The sequence below is a fragment of the Lentzea atacamensis genome, from assembly GCF_003269295.1.
GTDB classification, from domain to species: domain Bacteria; phylum Actinomycetota; class Actinomycetes; order Mycobacteriales; family Pseudonocardiaceae; genus Lentzea; species Lentzea atacamensis.
On sequence record NZ_QLTT01000001.1, the window covers coordinates 1,768,250 to 1,778,552 of the forward strand.

Here is a 10,303-nt window from a genome sequence, read left to right on the forward strand (position 1 = left end):
GCGGGTGACGATCAGGCTTTGGGCTTCTCCAAGGTGATCGCGAAGACGTGCAGGCGCGGCCCGCCCGTCTTGGGCAGGATGACGGCGGCGAGTTGCTGGGCGGCATCCAGCTCGATCGTCTGGTGGAAGATCGACACCTGTTTCTGCACGGGACCCGACGGCGTGTGCATCAGCGTGGTGGCGACGGGTTCAGACTCGCCGAACTGCGGCCGCTGCTGCCAGGCCGTCACCCGGAACCGCACAGGCACAGAGCCGCCGGCGTAGCTGACCGCGCCGTTCGCGTCGACGTTGCCGGTGTCCGCGGCCGCGAGCAGGTGCAGCTTCACGTACTTCCCGGCGGGGACGGCGAGTGTCTGCCCGTTGGCGATGACGTTGTTCTTGCTGGCCTCGTCGCCGTTGTGGAACTCGAACAGGATGCCGTCGTCGGTCACCGAACCCGTCTGCGGCAACTGCGCGGCGGGGTAGGTGTTGCCGAGGCCGTCGAAGTCGCCGTCACGGCTGGTGAACTCGTTGGAGAGACCGTCGTTGTCGAGCGCCGCGCTGATGTCCACCGGCACCGCGCTGCCACCGGGCGGCAACGCGGGCAGGCCCCAGCGCCTGGCGGGCTCGGTGATCCGGACTGGCGCGATGGTGAAGTCGCGCTCGCCCTTCGCGTGGATCAACGCTTCCTGGCCGCGCTCGAGCTCGAGCTCGACGACGCCGTCCTGGACGCGCCACTTCGAGCAGCCGCGGACACGCAGAGGTCCTTCGATGCCCGTGCGGATGCGGCACGGCTGACCGGCTTCGCTGTGCACGCGCACGAACCGCGTCCTGCCCTCGCGCCGGACCGCGCTGATCAGGAACGCGCCCTCGGTCCTGGTGTCGTGGATCGTGACGTCCCGCCACACCGGCGGCACCGCCGGGAAGATCCGGATCAGGCCGCCCCAGCTCTGGATCAGCATGTCCTGCAACGACTTCGCCGCGGAGAGAGGCGTCTCGATCACCGGGCCTGCCTCGAAGTACATCGTGTTGGGCTGGGCGAAGCGGGCCACGAACTCCCGCAGGTACCGGAGCGCCTCGTCGCCGCGGGTCATCTGAGCCGCGATCGAAGCGGCACCGGTGAAGGTGAAGCCGCGCAACGACCCCTCGAAGCTCAGCCAGTGCTTCAGCGAGCGTTCGATGAGGTCACGACGTTCCGGTTGCTCCCAGTTGACCTCGTGCAACGGGTAGACCGCGAGCATGTGCGAGTAGTGCCGGTGCGACTTCGCGAACGGCACCCCGGCCCCGATCATGAACCCGCCCGCGTCCGCCGGGTACTCGACGAGCTGGTCGAGCACCTCCTGCCACTTCGGCGCCAGCGGGTCGTCGATCCTGAGGATCTTCGCGCTGTCGATGAGCGTCCGGCACGACCAGCGCAGCAACGCGAGGTCGTAGTTGCAGTCCGGCGCGACACCGTACTCGGGCGAGTAGGTGGGCAGCAGGTGCAGCTTGCCGTCGTTGCCCCTGCGCAGAAAGTGCAGGTAGTAGTTGGTGGATCTGCGCAGAACCGGGAAGACGGTGTCCCTGAGGATCCGTTCGTCCATGGTGTGCCGGTAGCTGAGCCACGCGTTGTGCAGCAGCCACGGCAGGTTCCCGATCTCCGGGTCCGGCGACGGATGCAGCGGCGAGCCGACGAACCCGGCGTCCTGGAACGTCGGGTCTGTGCTGCGCCGCAACCCCATCGAGTCGGCGCGGAACTCCGGCCTCAACGCGTCGACCAGGATCTGCCGGTGTTGCGAGATCGTGCGCGGGATCGGGTCCAGTTCGAGGTGGTTCGACGCGAGCACGGGCCAGTACTCGAGCTGGGCGTTGAGGTTGAACCACACCGACGGCCACGGCGTCGGCTCCAGCCACGGCCCGGTGGTGGGCATGATCGGTGCTTCTCTTCGCGCGCCCGACGCGAGCTTGTACAGCTGGATCCAGTAGAAGCTCTGCATCAACGCGTCCGGCACCGACACGAAGCTCTTGCGGTAGAAGCGTTGCCACCACCGCCGGTGCTGGTACCGCAGCACCTCCGGCACCGGCGCCCTGGTCACCGCGTCCCGCACCGCCGTCTCGGCGGTCCGATCCGGATATGAGTGGTCCACCGACAGCAGCAACTCCGTGCGGCCGCGGAGCTTCCTGATCCGGAACGCCGTGGCGGTCTGGCCGCCCGCGACCATCTCCTGGGTGACGAACGTGAGGCCGTTCTCGGTGCGGGTGACCGGCTTGGGGTTGGGAGGCAGCGTCGCGGGCGGTGGCTCGCGGATGACGCGCGGGCTCACCGCGTCCAGCGCCAGGAACTCCAGCCCGAAGTCCTTCTCGCCGCTCGTCGGCCGCACTTCCAGGTGCAGCAACGACTTCTCGGCGTGCACGAACGCCCTGACCGCCAGCTCACCCACATCCGTGACGATCTTGCCGCGCAGCTCGGCGTGCCACAGGTCGAGCCTGAGGTCGACGCCGGCGATCTTGCCCCGCGGCGTCAGCAGGACACGTCCGACCGGCAGCCGCGCCACTCCCCACTCGTTCCCGAACTGGGGCCGGTGGTCCTGCACCTCCGCGTGGTCGACGGTGAACCTGATGGCGTTCGCGCCTGGTTCGCGGTAGACAGCGGAGGCGAGAAAACCGTTGCCCAGGAACGGGCCCTCGTACCAGGCGCGCGGGATCCGCTGCCACACCAGGTCCTGCTCACCGAGGAACCGCTCCCAGTCGATCCTCGTGGCGCACCCGGCGACCGGAGGGTCCGCGTTCGCCCTCACCGGCAACGCCGTGAGCGCCGCCCCAGCCACAACCCCACCGAACAGCCCCCGCCGCGACAGCTCCACAGAACACCCTTCAGGTCCGCGGCGGCTGCGAACAAAAGATCGGAGGTGTACCTACGCTCGCAGCCTAGGACGGCCCACAGAGGCGGTCAAGACCAGTCAAGCGTCGGATGAAACCGTTTACCGCGAGCAGTAGCCTGGCTACCGCCGCGAACTTTGGAGGATGCCGTGATAGCGCGTTCCTACCCGTTCGGTCCGGTGGACGGGCTCGAGATCGACCCGATGTACGCCCGTCTGCGTGACGACGAGCCGCTCGCCCGCGTCAAGCTCCCGCACGGCGAAGAAGGCTGGCTGCTCACCAGGTACGACGACGTCCGCTTGGCGCTCGGCGATCCGCGGTTCAGCCTCGCGCAGGCCGCCGTCCGCGACACGCCCCGGATGGGCCCGCAGCGGATTGGCGCGATCCTGACCGACCTCGACCCGCCGGACCACACCCGGTTGCGTCGTCTGCTGGCGCACGCGTTCACCGTGCGTCGGGTCGAACAGCTGCGGGCCGGTGCCGAACGGATCGCCGGCGAGCTGCTGGACGAGATGGAGAAGGCCGGCCCACCGGCCGATCTCGTGACGGCGTACGCGGTTCCGTTGCCGGGGCTGATGGTCTGCGACCTGCTCGGCGTGCCCTACACCGACCGCGACCACTTCCAGGACCTGGCCGCAGCGTTCATGTCGATCACGGCGATGACCGACGAGGAGAAGCTGTCACGGCTGGGCGAGCCCGCCGCCTACCTCTCCGGGCTCGCCGACCAGCGGCGCGAGCACCAGGAGGACGACCTCATCAGCGCGCTGGTGGTGGCGCAGGAGGAAGGCGACCGGCTCACCGCCGACGAGCTGGTGCAGCTCACGGTGCTGCTGCTCGGTGCCGGTTACGACTCCACCGCGGCCCACATCGCCAACTCGGTGTACACGCTGCTGCAGTTCCCCGGCCAGGCCGAGCTGCTCCGCTCGGACCCGGAGCTGATGCCCGCCGCCGTGGAGGAGCTGCTGCGCTGGATCCCGGCGCAGGAGATCAGCGACATCCTGCCGCGGTACGCGCTGGAGGACGTGGAACTGAGCGGCGGCACCGTGCAGGCGGGCGAACCCGTGCTGCTCGCCAAGCATGCCGCCAACCGCGATCCGCGCCAGTACCCCGACCCCGACCGGTTCGACGTGACGCGCAACGCCAAAGGACACCTGACGTTCGGGCACGGGCCGCACCACTGCATCGGCGCGCAGCTCGCGCGGATGGACCTGCAGGTCGCGCTGACGGCGATCCTCGATCGGTTCCCGGGACTGCGGCTGGCCGGCGACGTGCCATGGCGGACCGGCTTGGCCATGCGAGGTCCGCTGGCCATGGCGGTCGCCTGGTGATCAGCCGTTGACGTTCTTGAGCCGGGCGGCCTTGTACCTGCCGTTCGGCTCAAGGCCGTACTTCAGCGGACGGTGGTCGGTGCGCGTTGCAGCATCTCACCCCTGCTGACCTGCTCGGACGGTGCTGTGGGAGCACCGACGAGTGCGAACGCCAGGAATGCGGCGAGCACCACTGAAATGGATTTCAGGTAGCACCGACTTCAGTGGTGAGTCGTCCGTGGACGATCACCCGCTGTTCGCCGGCAGGTCGCGCTGGTACCAAGTGCCCGACTTGCCGCTGAGATCGGCAGGGGTGGCAGGACCGACCGGCACGAACCCGGCCTTGGTCAACACTTTCTGGGACGCGGCGTTGTCGTGGGAGACAGCGGCCCGCAGGGTGTGCAGGCCGTGCAGCGTTGTCGCCCTCCGGCACAGCTCCCGGACGGTCGCGGTCGCCACGCCGCGGCCGGCGACCCGCTCCGCGACCCGGTAGCCGAGTCCGGCGGTGCCGTCCTCCAGGTCGTACAGGTTGAACCTGCCGAGCACCGAGCCGTCCTCGGCGACGAGCACGTAGAAGGCGCAGATGCCAGCCTCCTGCTCGGCCAGCAAGGCGTTGTACCGCTCGGTGAACCGGTCGAAGAAGTCGTCGCCGCGGTCGGGGATCGAGGCGGCGAAGTAGGTGCGGTTCGCCAGTTCGAAGGCCAGGACCGCCGGGGCGTGGCCGGCGTGCAGCGTCTTCAGCTCGGGCATGGCCGGACTCTACAAAGATCCCGCGGTGGCACTAGGCCGAGCGGCTTTGCGGCGCCAGCACCTCGTTGATGGCGTCCAGCGAGATGCCCAGCGCACCGGCGAGGGCCGCGATGGTGAAGAACGACGGAGTCGGCGCGCGGCCGGTTTCGATCTTGCGGACGGTCTCGGCCGACAACCCGGCGCGGGCCGCGATCTCGACCATGCTCTCCTCGCCGCGGGCGTTCCGCAGCAACTGACCGAGCCGCCTGCCGCGCTCCCGTTCCAGCGACGTCAGGGGAATGCGCACCATGACGCGGATTCTACGCGAATCAGGCAAGTCAAGAGCCCCGCAAAACTCCGTTGCGAGGCCCGCGGATCACGACATAGGTTCGTCGTACACAAGAGAGGAGGTGGTCCAAAGTTGTATAGCTACAGGACTCGTGAGGTGGCTGTCCGCTAGGACCAGCCCTTCGGTGACGCCTAGTCGTAAACCAAGGCAGCCACCCGGCCCCCGGACTTCGAGCGCTGGTCCCGCTCGGCCCGCTAGCGCGGGAGTCGTCCGGGGGTTGTCCCGTTCTGGAGGGACTTCTTCAGGGCCTTGAGATCGGCCACGAAGGCCTCGTAGGCCTCGGTCCAGTTCTCGGCACGCAGCACGGCCGACGGGTGCACCGTCACCCCGATCCGCAGCCCGTCCTGCTCCAGCACCTCGCCGCGGTGCTCGGTGAGCTTGAAGGACGATCCCAGCAACGCCTTCGCCGCGACAGCACCCAGGCACACGATCAGTTCCGGCTGCACGACCCTGATCTCCTCGCGCAGCCACGGGAAGCACGCCACCACCTCGGACCGGCGGGGCTGCTGGTGGATCCTGCGCTTGCCGCGCTCGGTGAACTTGAAGTGCTTCACCGCGTTGGTGAGGTAGGCCTCGTCCCGCGCGATCTTCACGGCGGCCAGCGCCTTGTCCAGCAACCGTCCCGCCGGGCCCACGAACACGTGGCCCTCGACGTCCTCCTTGTCGCCGGGCTGCTCGCCCACCATCATCAGCCGCGCCGGCACCGGCCCCTCGCCGAAGACGGTCTGCTTCGCGTCCTTGTAGAGCTCGCAGCCGCGGCACTCGCAGGAGGCAGAACGCAGCGCCGCCCAGTCCTTCCCCTCGGGGACGAACTGAGCGGCGCTGATGGCGTTACTTGTCCGAGCGGAAGGCATCCTTGACCTTCTCGCCGGCCTGCTTGATGTCGGCCTTCGCGCGCTCGGCGCGGCCCTCAGCCTGCCACTGCTCGTTGTCCGTGGCGTCGCCGACGGCCTCCTTGGCGCGGCCCTTCATCTCTTCAGCCTTGTTGCTGAGCTTGTCGTCGGCACCCATGGATCAGGCTCCTTCGCTACGTGGTCAGCTACGTCGATTGGTTACCCGGCGAGCACCGTCCGAAACAGTTGATAAGGTGATCACTCGCGGTTGAGAACCCAGCCGCAAGCCGGTGAGACGGCTTGCTCTGGGTGTGTCCCGCTTCTTCGAGCGCTCCGAGCCCGTCGTCCCACCGGCATGCCGCTGTGACCATGACGACGTGAAAGGAGCCGGCGGTGTCGTCCGCGAGAATCACCGCCCTCGAGGCCGAGGTGGCAGGGCTGCGCAAAGCTCTGGCATCCCGGACCGTCATCGGGCAGGCCACGGGCCTGATCGCCGCACTCAAGCCGTGCACACCCCAGCAGGCTTTCCAGCTGCTGGTGCACGTATCGCAACACCACAACATCAAGCTGCACGTCGCCGCCGACCGGCTGGTGGCGGCGTTCGTGCACGCCCACCTCGGCAGGCCGGTCAACCCGGCCGACCAGGTGTTGTGGGATCACGTCAACGCGACGACCGCGAACGACTCCGGCGAAAGCGACGACGGGCTGGCCGAAGAGGTCAGCAGCACGTCCCCCTGAGGCAGCGGGACGGGCGTCGTGCCGAGGTTCACCACCACGCGGGTCGTACCGCGGTGCAGCACGAAGCACAGTCCGTCCTGCTCCACCACGAACCTGTCCAGCCGCGGATCGGCGAGCTCAGGGCGGGACCGGCGCAACGCGATCAGCGCCTTGTACGTCTCCAGCACCTTCCCGTGATCGCCAGTGGTGGCTTCGTCCCATTTGAGGCGCGAGTTCTCCACCGTCCTCGGTGACATCGGGTCCGGTACGTCCGACTCGCCCCAGCCGTGCCGCGCGAACTCCCGGCGCCTGCCCGTCCTGACCGCCTCGGCCAGCTGCGGGTCCGGAAAGGACGCGAAGAACTGCCACGGCGTCGAAGCCGCCCACTCCTCCCCCATGAAGATCATGGGCGTGTACGGCGAGCAGAGCACGATCGCCGCCGCGCACAGCAGCTTCCCGGTGGACACGCTCGCCGGCAACCGGTCGCCGGTCGCCCGGTTGCCGATCTGGTCGTGGTTCTGCGTGTAGGCGAGGAACCGGTGGCCGGGGATCAGCGCGGTGTCGACCGGCTTGCCGTGGTGCTTCTCGCGGAACGACGACCAGGTGCCCGCGTGGAAGAACACCTTCTCCAGCGTGTTCTTCAACGCTCCCGGCGCCGCGAAGTCCTCGTAGTAGCCGAACGTCTCGCCGGTCAGCGCCACGTGCAGGCAGTGGTGCAGGTCGTCGGACCACTGCGCGTGCAGGCCGTAGCCACCGCCTTCGCGCGCGGTGACCAGCTTGGCGTCGTTGAGGTCGGACTCGGCGATCAGCGTCAGCGGGCGGCCAACCGACGCCGAGAGCGCGTCCACCTCGACCGCCAGCTCTTCGAGCACGTGGACCGCACGCTGGTCCGCCAGCGCGTGCACGGCGTCGAGCCTGAGGCCGTCGACGTGGTAGTCCCCGAGCCACTGCAGGGCGTTGTCGATCACGTACCGGCGGACCTCGTCGGAACCTGGCCCGTCCAGGTTCAGCCCCGGGCCCCAGTCGTTGCGACCGGCGAAGTACGGGCCGAACCGGTCGAGGTACGCGCCGGACGGCCCGAGGTGGTTGTAGACCACGTCGAGCAGCACGGCGAGCCCCTTGCCGTGGCAGGCGTCGACGAACCGCTTGAACCCGTCCGGGCCGCCGTAGGGTTCGTGGACCGCGCCCCACAGCACGCCGTCGTACCCCCAGCCCTCGGCGCCGTCGAAGCTGTTGACCGGCATGACCTCGACGAACGTGATGCCCAGGTCCACCAGGTGGTCGAGCTTCCCGATGGCCGCGTCGAACGTGCCTTCCGGCGTGAACGTGCCGATGTGCAGCTCGTAGATCACGCCACCCGGCAACGCACGGCCGGTCCACGTGCTGTCGGTCCACTCGAAGTCGTGGTGATACACGCGGGACGCCTTGTGCACGCCGTTGGGCTGCCACAGCGACCGCGGATCCGGGTACGCCTTGCCCTCGATGACGAACGCGTAGTCCGTCCCCTCGGCCTCAGAGTGCCACCAGTCGCCGTCACGCTTCATCTCGTGGTCGAAGCCGTCGACGCGCACGTGCACGGACTCGGGGCTCGGCGCCCAGACAGAGAAGCTCACCGCGCCAAGGCTAATGCCTTTCGCCGTGCGGTGCCGATGACGCCAAGAGGGGGTGGCAGCCGCGGCTGCCACCCCCTCCCGGGCAGGGGTGATCAGGTCACCAGAGCGTGCCGCCCGCGGGGATCTCGGCACCGACGGCGAAGAAGTCGTGCCACTTCACCGAGGTACCCACGAACGAGGAACCGTTCGACAGGGCCGCGTAGACGTCGGCCGCGTCACCGCGGGTGAACGTCGAGATGTCGTCCCGGCCGTCACCGTTGAAGTCACCGGTGCCGGGGATCTCGCTGCCGACCGCGAAGAAGTCGTGCCACTTGATCGACGTGCCCACGAACGACGACCCGTTCGACAACGCCACGTACACGTCCGCCGCAGGGCCACGGGTGAACGTCGCGATGTCGTCACGGCCGTCACCGTTGAAGTCACCCACAGCGGGGAACTCCGCACCGACCGCGAAGAAGTCGTGCCACTTGATCGAGGTACCGACGAACGAGGAACCGTTCGACAGCGCCACGTACACGTCGGCCGCACCACCACGGGTGAACGTCGCGATGTCATCGCGGTTGTCCCCGTTGAAGTCACCGACCAGCGGAACCTCGTTGCCCACGGCGAAGAAGTCGTGCCACTTCACCGAAGTGCCGACGAACGAGGAACCGTTCGACAGCGCGACATACACGTCCGCCGCAGGGCCACGGGTGAACGTCGCGATGTCATCGCGGTTGTCCCCGTTGAAGTCGCCCACCAGGGGCGTCTCGGTGCCGACCGCGAAGAAGTCGTGCCACTTGATCGACGTGCCCACGAACGACGACCCGTTCGACAGCGCCACGTACACATCGGCAGCGGGGCCACGGGTGAACGTCGCGATGTCATCCCGGTTGTCCCCGTTGAAGTCACCGATCAACGGGAACTCGTCGCCCACGGCGAAGAAGTCGTGCCACTTCACGGACGTGCCCACGAACGAAGAACCGTTCGACAGGGCCACGTACACGTCGGCGGCGCCGCCGCGGGTGAAGGTCGCGATGTCGTCACGGCCGTCGCCGTTGAAGTCGCCGCTCTTGCTGGCGAACCCGTCCGCGAACGAGCCGGGGACGTTCTGGCGCACCCAGTCGTTCATCGACTGCTCGCCGATCCGGCTGTAGATGCCCGGCTTGTTCGGCCGGGCGCAGCCGGTGCCCCACGACACGATGCCGACCTGGCGCCAGCCGCGCGCGGTGCCGGTCAGCAGCGGGCCGCCCGAGTCGCCCTGGCAGCTGTCGAGGCCACCGGCCAGCGGGCCCGCGCCGAGCATCGAGGCCGGCTTGAACGCGCTGCCGTAGGCCGCGGCGCTCGACATCGTCGCGTCCGGCTGCACCGGAACGTCGACCTCACGCAGGTCGTTGCTCCCGGCGCCGCCCTCGGACGTGGCGCCCCAGCCCATCGTGCGGACCGTGACGTTCGGCATCCACAGGTTGCGCTCCGCCGACGAGGCGATCGGCAGCGTCGCCTTCGACGACGGGGAGCTGAGCCGCATCAGCGCGACGTCGAACCCGCTGCCGCTGGCGCTGGTGTACTGCGGGTGGATGCGGAGTTCGGCGACGCTGCGGACGTCACCGCCCGAACCGCCGGAAATCCGGGTCTGGCCGATCAGCGTGCTGAAGTTCGACGCGGACAGGCCCTGGACGCAGTGCGCGGCCGTCAGCACCCAGGACGGGTCGATCAGCGTGCCACCGCACCAGTGGTTGAACACGCCCGGCCGGGAGATGGACACCATCCACGGGTAGGCGTTCGTCGGTGACGGGTTGCCGCCGACGATCCTGGTGCTCGGCGGATCGGTGTCGTCCCCGTGAGCCTGGGCCGCCATCCCCGCGGTCGCCATGCTCATGGCGGCCAGTACCGCCAGGGATCTCTTGATGAGTCTCACTTTTCGCGATTCCCCCTCGC

The 10,303-nt window shown here is 68.6% G+C and carries 9 protein-coding genes; 2 read left to right on the forward strand and 7 right to left on the reverse strand.

Features of this window, described 5'->3' with window-relative positions; genetic code table 11:
• Positions 1-11 precede the first annotated feature (11 nt).
• A complete protein-coding gene (locus tag C8D87_RS08390) occupies positions 12-2,822 on the reverse strand; it encodes a glycosyl hydrolase family 95 catalytic domain-containing protein (RefSeq protein ID WP_112226136.1) in 2,811 nt (936 codons plus the stop codon).
• 165 nt (positions 2,823-2,987) lie between these two features.
• Between C8D87_RS08390 and C8D87_RS08395 the strand changes: the two genes are divergently transcribed.
• The gene (locus tag C8D87_RS08395; protein WP_233441979.1) at positions 2,988-4,166 is read left to right on the forward strand and encodes a cytochrome P450; all 1,179 of its coding nucleotides are present in this window, start codon (positions 2,988-2,990) and stop codon (positions 4,164-4,166) included.
• A gap of 225 nt (positions 4,167-4,391) precedes the next feature.
• Here the strand turns inward: C8D87_RS08395 and C8D87_RS08400 are convergent, their stop codons facing one another.
• The 4 genes from C8D87_RS08400 to C8D87_RS08415 form a co-directional block, all read right to left on the reverse strand.
• Positions 4,392-4,895, reverse strand: coding sequence for a GNAT family N-acetyltransferase (locus C8D87_RS08400; RefSeq protein ID WP_109635457.1), 504 nt, complete (start codon positions 4,893-4,895; stop codon positions 4,392-4,394).
• Positions 4,896-4,926: 31 nt separating this feature from the next.
• Complete coding sequence (locus tag C8D87_RS08405; RefSeq protein ID WP_109635455.1) at positions 4,927-5,184, reverse strand: helix-turn-helix domain-containing protein; 258 nt, start codon at positions 5,182-5,184, stop codon at positions 4,927-4,929.
• A 233-nt stretch (positions 5,185-5,417) separates the two neighbouring features.
• Positions 5,418-6,077 carry a UdgX family uracil-DNA binding protein gene (locus C8D87_RS08410; protein WP_109635453.1) on the reverse strand — a complete coding sequence of 220 codons (660 nt, stop codon included), beginning with the start codon at positions 6,075-6,077 and terminating at the stop codon, positions 5,418-5,420.
• Positions 6,055-6,234 (reverse strand): CsbD family protein, encoded by a 180-nt coding sequence (locus C8D87_RS08415; RefSeq protein ID WP_112226137.1) that lies wholly within the window; start codon positions 6,232-6,234, stop codon positions 6,055-6,057. Before C8D87_RS08415 ends, C8D87_RS08410 begins: the two co-directional genes overlap by 23 nt.
• 215 nt (positions 6,235-6,449) lie before the next feature.
• Here C8D87_RS08415 and C8D87_RS08420 point away from each other — a divergent pair, with 215 nt between their 5' ends.
• A complete protein-coding gene (locus C8D87_RS08420) occupies positions 6,450-6,794 on the forward strand; it encodes an ANTAR domain-containing protein (protein ID WP_109635450.1) in 345 nt (114 codons plus the stop codon).
• On the opposite strand, the gene treZ is transcribed toward C8D87_RS08420, so the two are convergent.
• Complete coding sequence (gene treZ, locus C8D87_RS08425) at positions 6,713-8,386, reverse strand: malto-oligosyltrehalose trehalohydrolase (protein WP_112226138.1); 1,674 nt, start codon at positions 8,384-8,386, stop codon at positions 6,713-6,715. The two genes, C8D87_RS08420 and treZ, sit on opposite strands and share 82 nt — an antisense overlap.
• A gap of 97 nt (positions 8,387-8,483) precedes the next feature.
• Complete coding sequence (locus tag C8D87_RS45765) at positions 8,484-10,283, reverse strand: trypsin-like serine protease (RefSeq protein WP_170166354.1); 1,800 nt, start codon at positions 10,281-10,283, stop codon at positions 8,484-8,486.
• Positions 10,284-10,303 lie beyond the last annotated feature (20 nt).

What these genes read in the sequence shown, in the direction of transcription:
- C8D87_RS08400 (WP_109635457.1), bottom strand. Translation starts at nt 4,895, where the DNA reads ATGCCCGAGCTGAAGACGCTGCACGCCGGCCACGCCCCGGCGGTCCTG.
- C8D87_RS08405 (WP_109635455.1), bottom strand. Translation starts at nt 5,184, where the DNA reads ATGGTGCGCATTCCCCTGACGTCGCTGGAACGGGAGCGCGGCAGGCGG.
- C8D87_RS08410 (WP_109635453.1), bottom strand. Translation starts at nt 6,077, where the DNA reads ATGCCTTCCGCTCGGACAAGTAACGCCATCAGCGCCGCTCAGTTCGTC.
- C8D87_RS08415 (WP_112226137.1), bottom strand. Translation starts at nt 6,234, where the DNA reads ATGGGTGCCGACGACAAGCTCAGCAACAAGGCTGAAGAGATGAAGGGC.